At 59.7% G+C, this 20,502-nt stretch carries 18 protein-coding genes and 1 pseudogene; 17 read left to right on the forward strand and 2 right to left on the reverse strand.

The window, feature by feature from the left end; all coding sequences use genetic code 11:
* Window positions 1-270: 270 nt before the first annotated feature.
* Window positions 271-495, forward strand: coding sequence for a hypothetical protein (locus JQK88_RS33240; protein ID WP_203280777.1), 225 nt, complete (start codon window positions 271-273; stop codon window positions 493-495).
* Between the two features lie 479 nt (window positions 496-974).
* On the opposite strand, the gene JQK88_RS33245 is transcribed toward JQK88_RS33240, so the two are convergent.
* Together JQK88_RS33245 and JQK88_RS33250 are read right to left on the reverse strand one after the other, a co-directional pair.
* A complete protein-coding gene (locus tag JQK88_RS33245) occupies window positions 975-2,918 on the reverse strand; it encodes an ATP-binding cassette domain-containing protein (protein WP_246750153.1) in 1,944 nt (647 codons plus the stop codon).
* Between the two features lie 3 nt (window positions 2,919-2,921).
* A complete protein-coding gene (locus JQK88_RS33250; protein WP_203280778.1) occupies window positions 2,922-4,058 on the reverse strand; it encodes an efflux RND transporter periplasmic adaptor subunit in 1,137 nt (378 codons plus the stop codon).
* Between the two features lie 712 nt (window positions 4,059-4,770).
* Between JQK88_RS33250 and nifH the strand changes: the two genes are divergently transcribed.
* The 16 genes and pseudogenes from nifH (at window position 4,771) to JQK88_RS33330 (ending at window position 20,179) form a co-directional block, all read left to right on the forward strand.
* The gene (gene nifH / locus JQK88_RS33255; protein WP_123169646.1) at window positions 4,771-5,664 is read left to right on the forward strand and encodes a nitrogenase iron protein; all 894 of its coding nucleotides are present in this window, start codon (window positions 4,771-4,773) and stop codon (window positions 5,662-5,664) included.
* A gap of 98 nt (window positions 5,665-5,762) precedes the next feature.
* The gene (gene nifD / locus JQK88_RS33260) at window positions 5,763-7,265 is read left to right on the forward strand and encodes a nitrogenase molybdenum-iron protein alpha chain (RefSeq protein ID WP_203280780.1); all 1,503 of its coding nucleotides are present in this window, start codon (window positions 5,763-5,765) and stop codon (window positions 7,263-7,265) included.
* Window positions 7,266-7,399: 134 nt separating this feature from the next.
* The gene (gene nifK, locus JQK88_RS33265; RefSeq protein ID WP_203280782.1) at window positions 7,400-8,941 is read left to right on the forward strand and encodes a nitrogenase molybdenum-iron protein subunit beta; all 1,542 of its coding nucleotides are present in this window, start codon (window positions 7,400-7,402) and stop codon (window positions 8,939-8,941) included.
* Window positions 8,942-9,004: 63 nt separating this feature from the next.
* Complete coding sequence (gene nifE, locus JQK88_RS33270) at window positions 9,005-10,495, forward strand: nitrogenase iron-molybdenum cofactor biosynthesis protein NifE (RefSeq protein WP_203280784.1); 1,491 nt, start codon at window positions 9,005-9,007, stop codon at window positions 10,493-10,495.
* An 8-nt stretch (window positions 10,496-10,503) separates the two neighbouring features.
* Window positions 10,504-11,886 (forward strand): nitrogenase iron-molybdenum cofactor biosynthesis protein NifN, encoded by a 1,383-nt coding sequence (nifN, locus tag JQK88_RS33275; RefSeq protein ID WP_203280786.1) that lies wholly within the window; start codon window positions 10,504-10,506, stop codon window positions 11,884-11,886.
* A complete protein-coding gene (gene nifX / locus JQK88_RS33280; RefSeq protein WP_203280788.1) occupies window positions 11,852-12,346 on the forward strand; it encodes a nitrogen fixation protein NifX in 495 nt (164 codons plus the stop codon). Before nifN ends, nifX begins: the two co-directional genes overlap by 35 nt.
* A 17-nt stretch (window positions 12,347-12,363) precedes the next feature.
* A complete protein-coding gene (locus tag JQK88_RS33285; protein WP_203280790.1) occupies window positions 12,364-12,843 on the forward strand; it encodes a NifX-associated nitrogen fixation protein in 480 nt (159 codons plus the stop codon).
* A gap of 50 nt (window positions 12,844-12,893) precedes the next feature.
* The gene (locus JQK88_RS33290; RefSeq protein WP_246750154.1) at window positions 12,894-13,655 is read left to right on the forward strand and encodes a response regulator transcription factor; all 762 of its coding nucleotides are present in this window, start codon (window positions 12,894-12,896) and stop codon (window positions 13,653-13,655) included.
* 101 nt (window positions 13,656-13,756) lie between these two features.
* The gene (locus JQK88_RS33295; RefSeq protein ID WP_203280792.1) at window positions 13,757-14,644 is read left to right on the forward strand and encodes a universal stress protein; all 888 of its coding nucleotides are present in this window, start codon (window positions 13,757-13,759) and stop codon (window positions 14,642-14,644) included.
* 636 nt (window positions 14,645-15,280) lie between these two features.
* Window positions 15,281-15,598 (forward strand): FixH family protein, encoded by a 318-nt coding sequence (locus JQK88_RS37655; RefSeq protein ID WP_376740483.1) that lies wholly within the window; start codon window positions 15,281-15,283, stop codon window positions 15,596-15,598.
* A 389-nt stretch (window positions 15,599-15,987) separates the two neighbouring features.
* Window positions 15,988-17,143: pseudogene (locus JQK88_RS33305) on the forward strand (TlpA disulfide reductase family protein).
* A gap of 357 nt (window positions 17,144-17,500) precedes the next feature.
* Complete coding sequence (locus JQK88_RS33310; RefSeq protein WP_203280798.1) at window positions 17,501-17,968, forward strand: NifX-associated nitrogen fixation protein; 468 nt, start codon at window positions 17,501-17,503, stop codon at window positions 17,966-17,968.
* Between the two features lie 25 nt (window positions 17,969-17,993).
* On the forward strand, window positions 17,994-18,197 hold the full coding sequence (locus tag JQK88_RS33315; protein ID WP_203280800.1) for a CCE_0567 family metalloprotein: 204 nt from the start codon (window positions 17,994-17,996) through the stop codon (window positions 18,195-18,197).
* Window positions 18,194-18,511 carry a ferredoxin III, nif-specific gene (gene fdxB, locus JQK88_RS33320; protein WP_203280802.1) on the forward strand — a complete coding sequence of 106 codons (318 nt, stop codon included), beginning with the start codon at window positions 18,194-18,196 and terminating at the stop codon, window positions 18,509-18,511. The genes JQK88_RS33315 and fdxB overlap by 4 nt, the downstream gene beginning before the upstream one ends.
* Window positions 18,512-18,630: 119 nt before the next feature.
* On the forward strand, window positions 18,631-18,849 hold the full coding sequence (locus JQK88_RS33325) for an exopolysaccharide production repressor protein (protein ID WP_376740484.1): 219 nt from the start codon (window positions 18,631-18,633) through the stop codon (window positions 18,847-18,849).
* Window positions 18,850-19,165: 316 nt separating this feature from the next.
* The gene (locus JQK88_RS33330) at window positions 19,166-20,179 is read left to right on the forward strand and encodes a 1-aminocyclopropane-1-carboxylate deaminase (protein ID WP_203280806.1); all 1,014 of its coding nucleotides are present in this window, start codon (window positions 19,166-19,168) and stop codon (window positions 20,177-20,179) included.
* The last annotated feature ends 323 nt before the right edge of the window (window positions 20,180-20,502 follow it).

Below are 20,502 nucleotides of genomic sequence, written 5' to 3' on the forward strand. Positions count from 1 at the left end.
TATTACGTCCTCACCAGTGAGGGCGGGTGTTCGCGCGACTGTTTTTCAACGACATGCTTTCTGCGCGCCGGTTGCGCTGCCGCGATGTAGCCCGCCTTGCCAGCTCGGCAGCTACGGCTCGCAAAGAGCGTCGTAGGCTTGCCGCGCCGGTGGTGACCACGCTGCAGGTTCGCCCCAGATGCCAGCGCCCAAAGGGCTTGAAGCGTATGCAGCGTAAGGGAGTGACAATATTTGGGGACTCACGACGTTGATCGCCGCGGCGTCTAAGCTGTGGCGCGCGCCCGGTCCGGTTCCGGGAATGAAGAACTGCGCGAAGGGACCCGCACAGTCCCTGCCGCCGCAATGATTGAAGACCGCCTCGATATGGCCCTGTTCGATGCGCTACGGCCAGTTATGATCTGGGCGGACCACGCTTCCGGCCGCGATGACTCGGTCGAACGGCAGATCGTCGAATTCGGGAAGCGCGAGCAACTGAACGAACAGCTGGCTGCCTAAGCTGTGAAGACGACGTCGGGCGGTTCGGGGATCCTGCTCGCCCGCGCGCGTGCGATTCCGGTCCGGGTGGTGGCGCCCAGCTGGCGGGCCAGCGTGCGGTGTCGCCAGTGCGGCAGGACGCTGAAGCGGATCAGCCCATACTTGTAGACGAGGACGGGCGCGCTGTACTTAAGTTTGGTCGCGATGCGCCAGCGAATGCAATCTTCGCGGCAACGGGCAAGCACATCCGCACGCTGCACATCGACACCGAAATCCCAGATCTATCTGAGCGCTATCAGAGGCATAGGGGCAATCGCATTGCCGGTGGATGTGCCGATCTTGCAGCCCTCAGCCGTCACATAGCCGTGAACAAAAATGCGTGTCGGAATAACTACGGATTGCGACAATGATAGTGATGACTGATGACCGCAGTCCACCGGACGATATAAATGGTAGCACCCTTGCTCTATTGGGAACGTCCCTGTCGTGGTCAGCGCCAGTCAATCGCGAGATAGCGCCTCGATGGGTTTCAAACGCGCCGCTTTTTTCGCAGGAAAAAAGCCAAAGACCGCACCGACCACAACAGCCATGACGCAACCGATGCTGACTGCGTGCAACGAGATCACCATCGGAATAGGTGTTCCGATGGAGTGGGTGAGCGCGCCAAGGCCGAAGGCGAGGGCGACGCCCGCGCACCCCCCCATGATAGTGATGGCAAGGGTCTCGATCAAAAACTGCAACATAATATCGCTCGTCCGGGCTCCGACTGCCATCCGCAAGCCGATTTCGTTGGTGCGTTCGGTGATCGACACCAGCATGATATTCATCACGCCGATACCTCCGACCAACAGCGTAACAGCTCCGACAGACACTAAGAGCATCGAGAGAGTTCGCGACGTCTTCTCAATCGACCGTCGTATTCGATCGCTATTGGATGTGAAGAAATCCCGCGCTCCGTGACGTTTCTCCAAGAACGCTATCACGGCTTTCTCGCCAACGTCCGTACCAACGCTCTCGCTGATTCGGACCACTATCTCGGGCAGCCATTGCGAGCCCGAGATGCGGGACATCATGCTGATGTGCGGAATGAACACTTGCGGGCGCTCGTCCTGCCCCAAGGATCCGCCGAGCTCTCCAATGGCGCCGACAATCACCAAGGGCACACCCTTCACGACCAGGATCTCACCAATCGGGCTCCTTGAATTTCCGAAGAACGTTCGTCGGGTGCTGTTATCGATGATCGCTTCCTGCAGAGCGCGATTTTCACCGCCGGTGAAGCGGTTGCCTTGCGTTAAGGGAAGTTGTGCGATGTCGAAATAGGCGTTGCTCACTCCCCTGATTACCCCGTCGACGGTCCTGCTCTCGAACATGAGCTGCCCGGTATCCCAAGCCAGCGGACTGACACTATCTATGTAAGATTGTTCTGCCAGGGCGGCCGCATCGTCGGGAGTGAGCGTATCGACATTTCCGCGGTTGCGGTCATCCCAGCCGGTGCCAGGGAAGATGTTGATCGAGTTTGCGCCAAAGCTTTTGATCTGGTCAAGAACGATCGCCTGGCCACCCTCACCGAGACCAACGACGGCGATTACAGACATGATGCCCACGACGATTCCGAGCAGTGTGAGAGCGCTACGCAGCCAATGTGCAGCAATCGATCGGAATGCTATTCTGGCAGCCTCGGACGTTCTTCTGAGGAAGCTTGTCAGGAAACCGGCCTTTTCCGCAAGATCGACCAGACCGCGCAAGGGAGGCGCTACGGTCGCGACGTTGCGTCGATCGGAGACGATCTGTCCGTCGTTGATCTCGACGATCCGATCGGCGTGTCGAGCTACGCCCATGTCGTGTGTAACCATGACGATGGTGTGTCCTTCGACATGAAGGGTCTTCAGGTGGTCCAGAACAATCGCCTCGCTCTTTGAATCGAGCGACCCTGTCGGCTCATCTGCAAGTATTATCTCTCCCCCATTCATCAACGCTCGGGCAATCGATACGCGCTGCTGCTGCCCACCCGACATTTCCATAGGGCGATGATGGAGCCGATCTTCCAGACCGAGTTGGGTTAGCAATCGCCGGGCTCGGGCTTGCCGCCTCGACTTCGAAACGCCGTTATAGATCGCCGGCACCTCGACGTTCGATACTGCGCTCAGCGAGTTCAGTAGGTGATACCGCTGAAACACAAAGCCAAAATGCCTGCGCCTGAGTTCTGCGAGCGCGTCCTGACCAAGAGCCGACACATCCTGCCCGGCCAAAAGGGAAGTGCCGGCTGTCGGCGCATCCAGGCACCCCAGAATGTTCATGAGCGTCGATTTGCCGGAACCGCTCGCGCCCACAAGCGCCACGAATTCGCCGCGCTTTATCTCAAGATTGATTCCGCTAAGCGCCTCGACGGTTTCTCCTCCCAGGGTGAAAGAACGGCCAAGATCGCGGAGCTCTACCAGATACATCATTCAGCTCCTGCTCATTGGCGCGGCTTCATCGAGGATTACGGTCTCTCCTTGACGAAGGCCTTCAAGCACCTCAGCGTGAATCCTGTCCGTATAGCCAGTCCGAACCGACCGCTCTGTCAGCTTGCCGTCTATGCCCTTCACCTTGACCAGATATGATCCGTCCGCCTGTCGCAGCGAAAGCGCCGCCCATGGCACAAGCAAGACATCATCAGCACGCCCTATTGAAATGCGCACTTGGGCGGTCATCTTGGTTCGAAGTTTTTCTTCTGGATTCTTCACCCTGAGCACGCCGTGGTAATAGACCGCGCTGTCTTTCGCCGTCTCCGTGGAGCGATCGTGCGCCGTCTCGTCGGCTATGGACGGAGGTGCATATTCAACCGCCTCAAGCGGGGCTTGGTAGCGAGTCTGTGGATCTCCGAAGATCGTGAACCAGGCGCTTTGACCAGGTCTTGTACGCCAGACGTCCACTTCGGAAATCCGGATCTTTACCACCATCTCCTCAAGGTTCGCGATCACGGCGACCGTTGGCGAAGTCTGCGCGGAATTGAGCGTCTGCCCTGGCTCGATCGGGACCGCTACGATCTTCCCCTCCATGGGTGAGATTATCCGTGTGTATGCGAGGTTGGCTTGCGCGGTCTCAACGTCGACCTCGCTTTGCCGGATCTTGGCCTCCAGCGAGACCTGTTCGGCCAATAGCGTCTGGTACTTTGTTTCAGCCTCTTCGAACGTCTTCTTAGAGACTGCATTGTGCTCGCTGAGGCTGCGTTGTCTTCTGAGATCGGATTCAGAGAACCGTATCGCCACTTGCTTCATGCCCCTCTGGGCATTCATATCCTCTACCTTGGCCTTCGCAGTTCTAAGGGCGTTTTGCTGTGGAATAGCGTCGATCTCCGCCAGAAGGTCTCCGGGCATGACGGTCTGGCCGACGTGAACATGGATCGCCTTGATCTGGCCCGATACCTGGGCGCCAACGCGGACCATTGAGACCGGCTCCAGAGTGCCCAGGGCTAAAACGACCTCTTCAACTGAACCTCGCGTAACAATCGCCGTCATTTCGTCGGGGCGCCCGCTTTCCGCAGACCCTGCCGAAAGAAACGAACTGTACGTCGCATATAACGCCAAGGCCGCGACCGCCATTAGAACATATGTCCATTTATTTTTCACGTTAGATTCCATCATTATAAGTATTAATGCCTGTCTAGGCAGATCATGATAGATTTATAGAATCTTATGTACTCCAATATTATTGCCCATATATCGCACTCAGCAATCATACGCGTAGCAAAGATTTCAATGCTTGTTGCCATCGGGGGCCGCCCCTGGCTGCCCTGCAATGCGCATGCCAACTTTATGGCTGGAACGCGACAATCCGGGATTCTTCGGCGCATTTGGTGCAGGTTGCAGGTTTCGGCGCCGGTGCGAGTAAGTTCATGGAGTCGGAAGCGCAATCGACGCCGTGATTTGCCGAACCGCGCAGGGTCAATAGCAGCCTAGAACGATACACAGCTACGCATGGACCGAGGTCTCTGCAGCAGGTCTCTCGACGAAAGTCCCCTTAGACCCGCTGTCCCAACTTGCTCCGGTTACCGAGGTCAAGCTGTAGCTTCTCGAGCAGCGCCATCCGACACTTTCTGTTGCCTTTGTCGCGTCCGCCACACGGGCTCGTTCCGACAATCACTTGTTTGCTCTCAGGCTAAATAGCTGAAAAGCAATATCAAAATTTTTCGTCTGTCCGATCAAGTCAATTGGCACGAGTCTTGAGACCCTTCAGTGCGAGGCGGCGAGAGCTGCCCACCGGCATTCATGTCGCGGGCAGCCGCGATCGATGGAACAAAGGAAGGAAAGCTACATGTCAGGTCTGCGTCAGATCGCATTCTACGGCAAGGGGGGCATCGGCAAGTCTACCACCTCCCAAAATACGCTCGCCGCACTTGTCGACCTCGGGCAGAAGATCCTCATCGTCGGCTGCGACCCTAAAGCCGACTCCACCCGCCTGATCCTGAACTCGAAAGCGCAGGATACGGTCCTGCACCTTGCGGCGCAGGAAGGTTCGGTCGAAGACCTCGAACTCCAGGACGTGCTCAAGGTCGGCTATAAGGGCATCAAGTGCGTGGAATCCGGAGGCCCCGAGCCGGGTGTCGGCTGCGCCGGCCGCGGCGTCATCACCTCGATCAATTTCCTCGAGGAGAACGGCGCCTATGACGATGTCGACTATGTCTCCTACGACGTGCTCGGGGACGTGGTGTGCGGCGGCTTCGCGATGCCGATCCGCGAGGGCAAGGCCCAGGAGATCTACATTGTCATGTCCGGCGAGATGATGGCGCTCTATGCCGCCAACAACATCGCCAAGGGCATCCTGAAATATGCCCATTCGGGCGGCGTGCGGCTCGGCGGCCTGATCTGCAACGAGCGCCAAACCGACCGCGAGCTCGACCTCGCCGAAGCGCTGGCTTCCAGGCTCAATTCCAAGCTCATCCATTTCGTGCCGCGCGACAACATCGTCCAACACGCCGAGCTCAGGAAGATGTCGGTTATCCAGTATGCGCCGGACTCCAAGCAGGCGGGGGAATACCGGGCGCTGGCCGAGAAGATCCATGCCAATTCGGGGCAGGGCACCATCCCGACCCCGATCACCATGGAGGAGCTTGAGGAGATGCTGCTCGACTTCGGCATCATGAAGACCGACGAGCAGATGCTTGCCGAGCTTCAGGCCAAGGAAGCGCCGAAGGCGGCCGCACAGTAACGAACACTGCCGACATGAGGCGCGGCCTTGAGCTGGCGCGCCTTTCAAAGAACGGCGCCTCGTCGGTGAGGCGTCACCTGAAGCTTGAAAGGGGTCCCATGAGCCTGGATTACGAGAATGACGGTGCTTTCCATGCGAAGCTTATCGAGGAGGTGCTGTCGCAATATCCCGACAAGGCGGCGAAGCGCCGCAAAAAGCACCTCAGCGTCGCAAAGAGCGGGGACGAGGCTGGCGAGGAAGGCGAGGTCGTCTCCGAATGCGACGTCAAATCGAACATCAAGTCCATTCCGGGCGTGATGACGATTCGTGGTTGCGCTTATGCCGGCTCTAAGGGCGTGGTGTGGGGTCCAATCAAGGATATGGTCCATATCTCGCACGGCCCGGTCGGCTGCGGGCAATATTCCTGGTCGCAGCGCCGCAACTACTATGTCGGCACGACGGGCATCGACACGTTCGGGACAATGCAGTTCACCTCCGATTTCCAGGAGAAGGACATTGTTTTCGGCGGCGACAAGAAACTGGAACAGATCATCGACGAGATTGAGGGACTGTTTCCCCTCAACAACGGCATGAGCGTGCAATCCGAATGCCCGATCGGCCTGATTGGCGACGACACTGAAGCCGTGTCCCGCAACAAGGCCAAGGAGCACGGAAAGACCATCGTGCCGGTGCGCTGCGAGGGCTTCCGCGGCGTCTCGCAATCGCTCGGCCACCACATCGCCAACGACGCGATCCGCGACTGGGTCTTCGAGAAGAAGAACGTCGAGTTCGAGGCCGGCCCTTACGACGTCAACGTGATCGGCGACTACAATATCGGCGGCGACGCCTGGGCCTCGCGCATCCTGCTCGAGGAGATAGGGCTGCGCGTTGTCGGCAACTGGTCGGGCGACGCGACACTTGCCGAGATCGAGCGCGCGCCGAAGGCCAAGCTCAATCTCATCCATTGCTACAGGTCGATGAACTACATCTGCCGGCACATGGAGGAAAAGTATGGCGTCGCCTGGATGGAGTACAATTTCTTCGGCCCCTCCCAGATCGAAGCCTCTCTGCGCAAGATAGCCAAGCATTTTGGGCCCGAAATCGAGGAGAAGACGGAGAAGGTTATCGGCAAGTACAGACCGTTGATTGATGCGGTCATCGCCAAGTACCGGCCGCGCCTCGAAGGCAATACCGTCATGCTCTATGTCGGCGGCCTGCGCCCCCGCCACGTCATCACAGCTTACGAGGACCTCGGCATGGTGATCGTCGGCACAGGCTACGAGTTCGCCCACAACGATGACTATCAGCGCACCGGCCATTACGTAAGGAACGGCACGCTGATCTATGATGACGTGACCGGTTACGAGTTGGAGAAGTTCATCGAGGGGGTTCGCCCTAATCTCGTCGGCTCGGGCATTAAGGAAAAATACCCGGTGCAAAAGATGGGCATACCGTTCCGCCAGATGCACTCCTGGGATTATTCGGGGCCGTATCACGGCTATGACGGCTTTGCCATTTTCGCCCGCGACGTGGACCTTGCCATCAACAACCCCGTCTGGGGCCTGTACGACGCGCCTTGGAAAAAAAGCCCGCGCCGTGGGCGGGCGATGGCTGCCGAATAACACCTGACCTTAGCCTGGTCTCCCCAACGGAGACGATGAACGCCCGCGGCCCCGTGGCCCGCGGGAGACCTGAAACGTCTCGACGTCCCTGAGCTGCCGTATGGGGCGGCCAGATGAAAAAGAGGTAATCACCCATGCCGCAGTCGGCTGAAAAAATTCTCGACCACGCTCCCCTGTTCCGCGAGCCGGAATACAGGCAGATGCTCGCCGAGAAGAAGCTGAATTTCGAATGTCCGCACCCGGATCAGATCGTTACCGATCAACGCGAATTCACCAAGACGTGGGAATACCGCGAAAAGAACCTCGCCCGCGAAGCGCTTGTCGTGAACCCCGCCAAGGCCTGCCAGCCGCTCGGCGCGGTGTTCGCGGCCGCGGGCTTCGAGCGAACCATGTCCTTTGTCCACGGCAGCCAGGGCTGCGTGGCCTATTATCGCTCGCACCTGTCGCGCCATTTCAAGGAGCCTGCTTCGGCGGTTTCCTCCTCGATGACCGAGGATGCGGCGGTATTCGGCGGCCTGAAGAACATGGTCGACGGGCTTGCCAACACTTACCAGCTCTACGATCCAAAGATGATCGCCGTCTCGACGACTTGTATGGCAGAGGTCATTGGCGACGACCTGCACAGCTTCATCGAGAACGCCAAGGACGAAAACTCGGTCCCGCGCGACTTCGACGTGCCCTTCGCCCACACGCCGGCCTTCGTCGGCAGCCATGTCGACGGCTATGACGGTATGGTCAAGGGCATTCTGGAGCACTTCTGGAAAGGCCAGGAGCGCAGGGAAGCCGCAGGAACCATCAACATCATTCCGGGGTTCGACGGCTTCTGCGTTGGCAACAACCGGGAACTCAAGCGCCTGCTCGATCTGATGAGCGTGTCATACACCTTCATTCAGGACGCCTCTGACCAATTCGACACGCCGTCGGACGGCGAATACCGCATGTATGACGGCGGCACGAAAATCGAAGACGTCAAGAAGGCGCTCAACGCCGAGGCGACACTTTCGCTGCAGTACTACAACACCCGAAAAACGCTGGAATATTGCGAGCAATCCGGGCAGGAGACGGCCTCGTTCCATTACCCGCTCGGCGTCCAGGCGACCGACGAATTCCTGATGAAGGTCTCGGCGCTTTCCGGCAAGGAGATCCCAGAGACAATCCGCCTTGAGCGCGGCCGACTGGTTGATGCCATGGCCGACAGCCAGTCATGGCTGCACGGTAAGAAATACGCGATCTACGGCGATCCGGACTTCGTCTACGCCATGGCCCGCTTCGTCATGGAGACCGGCGGCGAGCCGACGCATTGCCTCGCCACCAACGGCGCCTCGGCTTGGGAAGCCGAGATGAAGGAACTGCTTGCATCCTCGCCCTTCGGCAAGGACGCTCAGGTCTGGGCGGGCAAGGACCTTTGGGCGATGCGTTCGCTGCTCTTCACCGAGCCGGTGGACCTGCTGATCGGCAATTCCTATGGCAAGTATCTGGAGCGCGATACCGGCACGCCGCTGATCCGGCTGATGTTTCCGATCTTCGACCGGCACCATCACCATCGCTTTGCGCTCATGGGCTATCAAGGCGGGTTGCGCGTCCTGACGACGATCCTCGACAAGATCTTCGACAAGCTCGATCGCGAGACGAGCGAGACGGGCGTAACGGACTATTCTTATGACCTCACCCGCTAAGAGCGGCGGCCGGCCTTTCGCCGAGGCCGTCCCTTGCCCAATGCACTTTTGGAGACCGACGCAATGTCCTCGCTCAGCGCCAAAATCCAGGATGTCTTCAACGAGCCCGCCTGCGATAGAAACCGCGGCAAGGATGCCAAGGCGCGCAAAGAGGGCTGCTCGAAGCCGCTGACGCCGGGGGCGGCAGCCGGCGGCTGCGCCTTTGACGGCGCCAAGATCGTGCTGCAGCCGATCACCGACGTTGCGCACCTGGTCCATGCGCCGCTCGCCTGCGAGGGCAATTCCTGGGACAACCGCGGCGCAGCTTCGTCCGGGGCAACGCTGTGGCGCACAAGCTTCACGACCGACCTCACCGAACTCGACGTGGTGATGGGGCAGGGCGAGCGGAAGCTTTTCAAGGCGATCCGTGAGATCAAGGAAACATATGCGCCGTCAGCGATCTTCGTCTATTCGACCTGCGTGACGGCGCTGATCGGCGACGACATCGAGGCCGTCTGCAAACGCGCGGGGGAAAAATTCGGCTTGGCCGTGGTGCCGGTCAATGCGCCGGGCTTGGCCGGCTCCAAGAACCTCGGCAACAAGCTCGCCGCCGAGGCGTTGCTCGATCACGTCATCGGCACGGTAGAACCCGACGACGCCGGGCCGCACGACATCAACATAATTGGCGAATTCAACCTTTCCGGCGAGTTCTGGCTGGTGAAGCCGCTGCTTGATCGGCTAGGCATCCGCGTGCGCGCCTGCATTCCGGGCGACGCGCGCTTCCTTGACGTTGCTTCCGCGCACCGCGCCCGGGCGGCTATGATGGTGTGCTCGACCGCGCTCATCAATCTGGGCCGCAAGATGGAGGAGCGCTGGGACATCCCGTTCTTCGAAGGCTCCTTCTACGGCATTACCGACACCTCGCAAGCACTTCGCAACATTGCTGAGCTGCTCGTGAGGAAGGGGGCCGATCGCGAGATCCTCAACCGCACACAGACGCTGATCGCAGTGGAAGAGGCGATTGCGTGGAGGAAGCTCGAGGGCTACCGGCGGCGGCTTCAAGGCAAGCGCGTGCTTCTCAATACAGGCGGCGTGAAGTCCTGGTCGGTCGTTCACGCGCTGATGGAGATCGGCATGGAGATCGTCGGCACCTCGGTCAAGAAATCCACAGTCGAAGACAAGGAGCGCATCAAGCAGATCCTCAGGGACGACAACCACATGTTCGAGCAGATGGCAGCGCGCGACCTTTACGCCATGCTCTCAGAACACAAGGCCGACATCATGCTGTCGGGCGGGCGCACGCAATTCATCGCGCTGAAGGCCAAGACACCCTGGCTCGATATCAACCAGGAGCGCCAACACCCTTATGCCGGCTATGACGGCATGGTGGAACTCGTACGCCAGATCGACCTCGCCATTCATAACCCGATCTGGTTCCAGGTGCGCGAGCCGGCACCGTGGGATTGCCAGCCTGCGGTGGAGGACGAACTGCCGGGCACGAAGAGCGAGACCGCGACGTTGCACGCTGTCCAGGAAGTCGCCGGCACGACGGCCGGCGATTGCGGCGCGTGTTGAGGAAGCCTATGGCCCGCATTCTTTCCCAGACCAAATCAGCAGCCGTCAATCCGCTGAAGTCGTCACAGCCGCTGGGTGCCGCCTTGGCCTTTCTTGGGGTCGAGGGTGCGATGCCGCTGTTCCACGGCAGCCAGGGCTGCACCAGCTTCGCGCTCGTGCTCTTCGTGCGGCATTTCAAGGAAGCGATCCCCCTGCAGACCACCGCGATGGACGAAGTGACGACGATCCTGGGCGGGGCGGACAATCTGGAAGAGGCGATCCTCAACCTCAAGGTCCGCACAAAGCCAAAGCTGATCGGGGTCTGCACGACGGCGCTGGTGGAAACCCGTGGCGAAGATTGCGCAAGAGACATCGCCGACATCAGGCTGAAGCACGCGCAAGAAATCGCGGGTACGGAGATCGTGCTGGCCAACACGCCGGATTTCGACGGCGCGATCGAAGAGGGCTGGGCCAAGGCTGTCACCGCGATGATCGAAGGGATTACACGCCCTGGCGACCAGGTCCGGCAGTCAAAGAAGATCGCGATCCTGCCAGGCTGGAACCTTACTGTGGCCGACATCGAGCATTTGCGTGAGATGGTTGAAAGCTTTGGGCTGAAGCCGGTGATCCTGCCGGACGTTTCAGGCTCGCTCGACGGCACCGTGCCCGACCGTTGGGTCACGACCACCTATGGCGGCACCAGCGTCGAGGACATCCGCGAGCTTGGCACGGCCGAGCACTGCATCGCCATCGGCGAGCATATGCGCCGCCCCGCCGAGGTGCTGCAGAAATTGACCGGCGTGCCTTACGTCCTGTTCCAGTCGCTGACCGGATTGAAGGGCGCCGACCGGTTCGTCTCGCTGCTGTCCTCGATTTCGGGCACGTCGGTGCCGGCCGGGGTGCGCCGTCGCCGGGGCCAATTGCAGGATGCGTTACTCGACGGACATTTCCATTTCGGAGGCAAGAAAATTGCGATCGCTGCTGAACCAGACCAACTCTACCAACTCGCGAGCTTCTTCGTCGGCATGGGCTCCGAAATCGCGGCGGCCGTCGCCACGACCGATATGTCGAAAATTCTGGAAAAAGTACCGGCGCAGTCGGTTCAAATCGGCGATCTCGGCGATTTGGAAGCTCTTGCGGCGAGCGCTGATCTTCTCGTCACCCATTCCCACGGCCGCCAGGCGGCGCAGCGCCTTGGTATTCCGCTCATGCGCGTCGGCTTTCCGGTCTTCGACCGACTCGGCAGCCAGCACAAGCTCACAATCCTCTATCAGGGCACCCGCGACCTGATCTTCGAGGTTGCCAACATCTTCCAGGCCAACCAGCACGCGCCGACGCCTGAGGCACTTGATCCATTCCGCAAGCGAGAAATGCCAGATGAGCTCCTTTCGTCGCCTCTCGCTCGTCACTGACGAGGTTCACGCACCGATGCCGGAACGACGAGCAGGCGCATTGCGCGTGGCGGTCGCCACGCAAGATATGAAGAACCTCAATGCCCATTTCGGCTCGGCCAAGCGCTTTGCTGTCTACGACGTGACGCGCGAGGAATGGAACCTCGTGGAAGCCGTGGCCTTCGATGACGTTTCCGACGAGAGCGGGGAGCATCGGAGCGAGGGCGATGACCGCATCACGCCGAAGGTGGAGGCGCTGAAGGGCTGTCATCTCCTGTTTTGTCTGGCCATCGGCGGCCCTTCGGCAGCCAAGGTTGTTTCGGCAAAAATCCATCCGATCAAGGTGGCGCAGCCCCAAACCATCCAGGAGGTGCTGTTGCGCACGCAGATGATGCTCAGGACGTGTCCTCCCCCTTGGCTGCGCAAGGTGCTGGCGGAGGCAGGTGTCGCCGAGAAGAAACCGTCCTTCGAGGACGACTGATATGGGGAGAAGGCGAAATGTCTGATACCGCGGCTAGCACTGCTGTCGCCGAGGACGAGGCGGCCCTTGCCACCCCGTTCGTCAAATGCCTCGTGCGACTGATCCGTGCTCAGGATCCCCACGGGTCGTGGGAAGGCAAACCGGATGTCGAGCTTCTGGCCGACTTTATCATCACCAGGCAACAGCGCCGTGCGATCCCGATCATCGGCGATCCCGATCCGGACGTGCTGTGGAGGCTAGACATGTTCTATGCCGCCGTCGGGCTTGCGATCGAGGAGCGCTGCGGCCTGATGGCATCGCCGATGATGGAGATGAGCCACGAGGGCTTCGGGCGCGTGCTTTTCACGGCCGGACGGCTGGTCGTCCTTTCGAAGACCCTGCGCGACGTCCACCGGTTCGGCTTCGAGACGTTCTGGAAACTCGCACAAGCCGGTACGAAACTGGCCGGCGATGCGATCGCAGCCATTGAAGCCTATCCCGACGTGGCACGGGCGTGATGGAACCGAGTTTCGAACAAGGGGGTCATGTCAGGCCTTGAGGAGCTGCGATGCCAGTCCACTCAACCGACGCGGTCGAGACCGATCTGGTTCCTGGGGTAGCGTTGATGAAGCCACTCGTCCTGATCTGTTCGCAAGATGCCGAGTTCTATCTGTTCCTCAGCCACATACTGGAGGTGGATGGCTTCACCAGTGAGCCGGCAGGCGGCGCGAAGGAAGCACTTGCAATGGCCGACGAACGGGACTTCCAGGCCGTGGTGCTGGACTGCGGGCCAGCGAGCATAACCGGGTCAGCAATCTGCGCCCGGCTCAAGCGGGAGCCCCGGACCGGCGGCCTGCCCATTATTGCCCTGATCGCGCCCGGCGCCGAGAACCAGCACCTCGATCTCCTGAAGGCAGGCATTGACGAAAGCTTTGTGCGGCCGATCGCCCCGGCCAAGCTGCTCGATTGTCTACGGGCGAGGCTGGCGCTGACCAAGCGGGGTGCAAACGGGGTTGAAAACGGCGGCTGGCTCTCCTGTGGCGACCTTGAAATGAGGCTCGATGCCCACCGGGTTCGTGGCAATGGCCACGAGATCCATCTCGGGCCGATCGAGTTCAACCTGCTGCGGCTTTTGCTTGAGACCCCCGGCAAGGTCTTCACTCGGGACGAGCTGATCGGCGCGGCCTGGCCGGCCAACATCCACGTCGGTGTACGCACCGTCGATGTGCATATGAGCCGGCTCAGAAAGGCGCTGAAGGCGGCCTCGCCCTCCACCGTCATCCGTACCACCAGGTCTGCCGGCTACTCGCTCGAGAGGCCGGACGGCTAAATAGCGAACCGGTAGCCCTGAGCACGACGGAGGAGTGGCACAACTCTTGCGGCTTCGAAACGCGCCTACAGGTACGACATACTTAGAAAGAAGCAGGGCAAATGGGTTTTAAAAGCGTACTCTGTGTGACGGGTTCTGACCACTCCGATCAGGACGTCAGAATAGCTGCCGGCTTGTGTGCCGAGGTCGGAGCATATCTTTCCGTATTGATTATGTCGCCTCCACCGCTGGTTTTGATGCCTCCACCGCTCGGCGATGGCATCCTCGAGTGGCCCACACAACGCGCCCAGGCCATTGCCATGTTGGACAAACGGTTTAGGCAGATCGAGACATTTTCGCAGGACATGGCCCGTCTGGAAAAAACATCCAGGGAAATTCAGAACCTGCTGAAAGCGACGTCGCTTTGCTATGACGTCGACATCGACTACTGCGACCACGCCAGCGTCGATGACGCCGTGCGACAGCGGGCGCACTGCAACGACCTGACAATCATCGGCCCCGCACTTCTCAACGACAATGATCTCGGACCCCTTGTTATCAACGGCAGCTTGTTCGATACGGGAAAGCCGGTGCTTGTTGTGCCGAAGGGCGCCGAGGCGACACTGTCGCCGCGGCGCGTGCTGGTCGGCTGGGATTCGCGAGTCGAGGCGTCCCGCGCAGTTCGGGAAGCGCTGGATCTGCTATCCCGAGCTGAGGACGTTCGTGTCACACTGGTCGATCCGAAAGCGACCTACAACGGAAACGGCGCTGAACCAGGAGCCGACATCGCTGCCTATCTTACTCGGCACGGTGCTCGAGTGTCGGTTGACCGGCTGCCGAGCGCCGGTAAGCCGGCGGCATCGGTCCTCGCGCAGCACGCAATCGACACGTCCGCCGATATGATCGTCATGGGCGCTTATGGCAGCCGCCGGCTGCGTGAGCGGCTTTTCGGCGGAGTGACCAGATGGATAGTTGGGAAGCCGCCATTGCCGCTGTTTTTGGCTCGTTGACTGGTTCCAGGGGGAGCACCGAGCTGTTCGAAGCTCTGCTCCCCTGGGTCACCTATCCTGATGCCAATTCGAAGGAAGAAAGGTCGCGGCGAACGCGGGAAATTTCGCGAAGCTCCTCGCAGCCAATCGGCACGCGCCGTCGCGAGACCATCGGACGTGTCTAGCGCGCTCTCGGGGGTTCTGCTCGCCCGCGATGATCCGCAACGCGGAGACCGGCCGCGAAACAGGTACAGGCGCTCCTCAATGCACTCAAAACCACGGCTTCGCAGGTCGGCGCCAGGTCGAGAAGGACAGTCGTTTCAGCACGGCCGATCGCGTTCGGATCCCATAGCGGCATTCGCATGCGCGCGATCAGATCTCTTGCTCACTGCAGCTGGGAGCTGAACAACGCAATGACCGTGCCGTGGCCGGGGCCCTCAACTTCGAGTCGGGACGGCCGTGGTCTTGCCGGCGCCGGCGGGAATCGATGGCATCAATCACGTTGTCATCGCCTGGGACGGTAGCCGGGTAGCAGCGAGGGCGACCGCATCTTCAGCGTGTTCAGTCGGTCCGCCCGAGCCGCGTGGCGACCGGGCGGTCTTTGGGCTGGTCAATTCCGACAACGCTCACATTCGCACCAGGCGGTCCCCGTAGCGCCTGAGCGTAGGGGACAAAGAAGATAACGACACAAAGCAGGAATACCGGAGAGCTCACCGGCCGGCACATGCCGGCACTCTTCTTGGCCTTTTCGTCACGATCGTCAATCTGACGATGGCGGTATTTGCCAGCCGCGGCAGGACCGGCTTCGTCGGGAAAGACTCCTATGTCGCCAGCCAGGAATTCAATCGCAGGGCGGAAGAGGGCATAGGCCGGGACGGAGCGGCGCCTTGCAATCGCAAATGGCGAGATCCGCTACCGTCTGACCGGACCAGAACGGCAAGAGGCTCAAGCCAGGTGGCGTGTAGCGGACGATGATAAGAGCATGGCGGTAGCCAACGCAGTCATGATGTCCATCTACTCGCCCCTCAACCCGAATATGTTGCGTCGTCCCTGGCCACGCTTTTCTGGCAACGCGAGGCGCGTGATGCATGTCCAGAACCTGACAGAGGGAGAAAACATGTCGGGTTCAATACAACCGGCCATCTCGGGCAATTGGAGGTTTCAAAGCCTAATCATGCGCTTACTGCGCGTGGAGCACGCTGGCACGGCCTTTGCAAATTGAGATGCGGCAACACGGAGTGAAGGCTGACTGCATGCAGACGAGCGAAGCTCTCCTTTCCTTGAACCCTCGTGCCCCGTCTCTAAAGGGGAAAAAAGCTCGCGCATGAAGCGCGCCATCTTTGGCAATAGCTTTGGAGAACAACATGGTATTGCGGATGGAGTCCCCGGCTCCTTCGATCAAAGTGGAGGACTGGCTGCGTGGCGAGCCCCTCACGAACTTCCAGCCCGGCAAAGTCTACATCGTCGAATTTTGGGCGACCTGGTGCGGACCATGCGTGGCGGCGATGCCTCACCTGATGCAGCTGCAGGAGAAATACAAGGACAGCGGACTTGAGGTCGTCGGCGTCGCGGCTGATGAACAGCCTCCAACGGCCGATGAGGCCCGAACCAAGTTGGACGCGTGGTTGACCGAAAAGTGCTCGAATCTGAACTATCGGATCGCGTTCGACTACACAGGCGAAATGAACAAGCTTTGGAGGGAACCCAGCTTGTCTGTCGGGATTCCGGCCTCGTTCGTGGTCGACCGAGACGGCCACATCGCCTTTATCGGTCATCCGATGCAACTTGATGAGATTTTGCCGAAAGTGCTTAACGGCAGCTGGCGCACCAGCGATGAAGCGAAAGCTGCCGATAAGGAGCGGATTGCCAGTCACCAACGCAAAGCGCGCGAACTAACGCTCACCAAGCCGATAGACGCCAAACTTCGGCCGGCGATGCAGGCCGAGGATTGGACGACGGCGCTCTCGGCTGTCGAAGAAGGCCTCGCCTTGATGCCCGACAATATCGAGTTCCGGCGCACTCATGCGAATCTACTGCTTCACAAGCTGCGCGACATGCGGGCCGGCTTGCCACTCATGCGCCAGTTGGTCGAGGACGCGATCGACAAAAAGTTCGAGGCCGTGTCTTGGATGGTCATGGTCCTGAACCAACTCTTCGATCCCGAAATGGACAACTCCCATCTCCCCCATGCGGAGCGCTTTGCGATGGGCGACAAGCTCTCGGAACAGATCCTGACACTCAATCCTCCACAAGGCGACGGCCCCCTTAAATTCCTTTGGTACGTTCCGCTCGCTCAGTATTACTACGAGAGCGGCAACAAGGATCGCGCGATCGAGTTGATCGAAGTGGCACTGAAATCGCTGGGTGATCCGGAGCCAATGCCGGACCACATCAAACAGCACTACTACCCCATTGCTCCAAGCCCTGGCCAACTACACGGGTGAGCACGCCTGTTACGCGGATCTTTGCGTGGTTCCGCAAAACAAGGCTCCTGAAAATCAAACCGCAGTCGCCTCATGAGCAAAGATCGCAAAGGGATGACAATTGCAATTGAACCCTGGCCAATTCGCCCATTGTCTGCGGCGAGCCCGCAGTAAGTATGTCCATTGCAGCACAGGGCGCATCGCTTGCCGCAGGTTGGAGTTCAAATCTTGTAATGACCTCCGGCCGAATCGCTGCGGACGCGATGCTCGACGCTGGCCGCAGTGGAAGACGTCACAGTCCAGGACGTGTTCAAGGTCGGCCACAGGGACATCACTTGCGTGGAATCGGCCCGGCCAAGCCGGACGTCGGCTGCGCAAATGTGCCCGAAGCAGGCGTCCCCGAAGACAGAAATCGTCCATCGAGGACGAGGACTGAAATTGAGGAGAAGGCGAAATGTCTGATGCCGCGGTTAGCCAGGCTGTAAACGAGGACGAGGCGGCCCTTGCCACCCCGTTTGTCAAATGCCTCGTGCGGCTGATCCGTGCTCAAGACTCTCACGGCTCATGGGAAGGCAAAGCTGACGCCGAGCTGCTGACCGGCTTCATCATCACCAAGGAACAGCGCCGTGCCATCCCGATCATCGCCGATCCCGATCCGGACGTGCTGCGGAGGCTGGACATGTTTTACACCGCCGTCAGGCTTGCGATCGAGGAGCGCTCCGGCCTGATGACATCGCCAATGATGGAGATGAAACCGATGGGGGCTTCGGGCGCCTGGTTTTCACGGCCGGGCGGTTGGTCGTTCTGTCGAGACGTCCACCGGTTCGGCTTCGAGACTTTCCGGAAACTCGCGAAGGCCGGTACGAAACTGGTCGACGATGCGACTGCAGCTATTGCCTATCCCGACGTGGCGCTGGCGTGAAGAAACCGATTTCGAGGAAGGATCTATGTCAAATCTGGATGGGATGGAGAAGAAAGTCCGAAAGCTTCAGATACGCGCGGTGGCTGCCAAGATGAAATTGCGCGACCTTGCCGAGGATCTCCCTATCAACTGGACTGAGATAGAGGAAGTTGCCGAGAAAGCGTACGCCGCTTTTGCCGAGTTGGATGGTGCCAAGAGAGAGCTCGCTGCAATGAAGAATTTACGATGAGGAACACATTCACCACCCGCGACGGCTCGATATGGATGCCGGAATATCTGACCGCTATAGATGGCAAGACTTGTATCGGCTGCGGGCGCTGTTTCAAGGTCTGCTCGCGCGAGGTCATGCACCTTCACGGCGTCGATGACGCAGGTAAAATCCTCGGCGCCTGCGACGGCGAAGACGACGACTTCGACGGCGAGCTCAATCGCATGATCATGGTTGTCGATCATGCCGGCCGCTGTATAGGCTGCGGAGCCTGCGCCCGCGTCTGCCCGAAGAACTGCCAGACCCATGTTGCGGCCGACCAGGTCGCAGCATGATTTGATGGGAACAAACCAGGAGAACGGCGTTGCCCTTTAGAGTTTTTCATCGCGTCCTGTGGTTGGTCCTGTGCAGCAACGCTCTGACTGTCTACGTCGCTTCTCATTCCATCCGTCTAGTGGTCGTCACGACGCTGGCTTGTTCGCTGCTCCTTCAGTTGGCCTATTTCGCAAGCGTGCTCTTTCTGATCTGGCGGTCTGGCTGCGCTCGCAGCGCCGGCCAAAGGGCTCAGCATTTCGGTAGTTGCAAGGAAGTTCGATCCCAGCCGGCAGACCATGATGAGGTGAGGAATGAATCTTCAGATGTGCCTCGGCTTGGCCCGGCATTTCCCTGCTGAGGCGTCGTGATCCATGGGAAATCTACGCCACTTTGGACCAACCAGGGACATCGAGCTGACCGTCCAGGCGTAGGTGTGCTTGAAATGGCAGAGGTGACCGCATCCTGGCCCGTCTAGCGTGAATCCAGCTGTTTGGGTTCGGTTGGCACATAATAGCCGTCGCAGCACGCCATCATGCGGGTGGCTTTGTCTCACGCGGCGCTGGAAAGAAAAATGGGAGCCTTCTGCAACGTCCGACGACGCAGCTGGCTCCAAATCAAAGCCCATGAGCGAGGGCGGAGCTGGTTCAGCTCAATCACGTGTTGCAGGAGAAAACATGCTGGAAAAGTTCGAACGCTATCCGCTCACCTTTGGACCCACACCCATCGAGAAGCTCGATCGCCTCGGCAAGCATCTAGGAGGAAAGGTGGAAATCTACTCCAAACGCGAGGACTGCAACTCCGGTCTCGCGTATGGTGGAAACAAGCTACGCAAGCTCGAATACATCATTCCCGACGCGATCGCGTCAGATGCCGATACGCTCGTCACCATCGGGGGCGTGCAGTCCAACCACACCCGCATGGTCGCCGCGGTCGCCGCCAAGATCGGCATGAAATGTCTGCTGGTTCAGGAGAGCTGGGTACCCCATGAGGATGCCGTCTACGACCGCGTCGGCAACATTCTCTTGAGCCGCATCATGGGAGCAGAGGTACGCCTGGTCGACGAAGGCTTTGACATCGGTATCCGCCGCAGTTGGGAAAAGGCGCTTTACGAGGTCAAGGCAAGGGGCGGCAGGCCCTATGCGATACCTGCCGGGGCGTCTGTTCACCCGAATGGAGGCCTCGGCTATGTGGGATTCGCGGAGGAAGTGCGGGCTCAGGAGAAACAGCTTGGGTTTGCCTTCGACTACATCGTCGTTTGCACGGTCACAGGTTCAACGCATGCCGGGATGCTCGTCGGATTCGCCGAGGACGGTCGACAGCGCAACGTGATCGGTATCGATGCCTCTGCCATCCCCGCTAAGACCAAGGCGCAGGTGCTAAGCATTGCCCAACATACAGCGATGCTCGTCGAGCTCGAAACGGAACTCGTCGAGGATGACGTGGTGTTGCTCCGGGAGTACGCGTACCCGTGTTATGGGATTCCGTCCGAGGAAACCAAGGAGGCGATCCGCCTGTGCGCGCGGCTTGAGGGTATGATTACTGATCCCGTCTACGAGGGGAAATCGATGCAAGGGATGATCGACCTCGTCCAGAAAGGCTTCTTTCCAGAGGGGTCGAAGGTCCTCTACGCGCATCTCGGCGGCGCGCCGGCGATCAACGGGTACGGCTACACATTTCGCAACGGCTGACGTTCGACAGATTGCGACTACGCCGTCCTGCCGTGCGGCGATGAGGTGAAGTTCGTTCGAGGCGGCTTAGCCGGCTCTCTGGCCCAGAGGATGCCAGCATTCTGAGGCGGCCGCGTGGCAGTCCCGTGCATACGGAGGCAGCTCGCCGGTCGGGCTGGGGCTCATTGCGGAAAATCTGTCAGCCATGTCCCTCAGCTGACCTGCCACTGAGAATTTCCTCCACCTGGAGTTAGAGTCCGGCCTCCAAGAAGGACGGACAGATGAAGCGGAAGCGGTTCACGGAAGAGCAGATCATCGCGGTTTTGCGCGAGCACGAGGCGGGT

The organism is Mesorhizobium caraganae (genome assembly GCF_016836705.1).
Classification (GTDB): Bacteria; Pseudomonadota; Alphaproteobacteria; order Rhizobiales; family Rhizobiaceae; genus Mesorhizobium; species Mesorhizobium caraganae.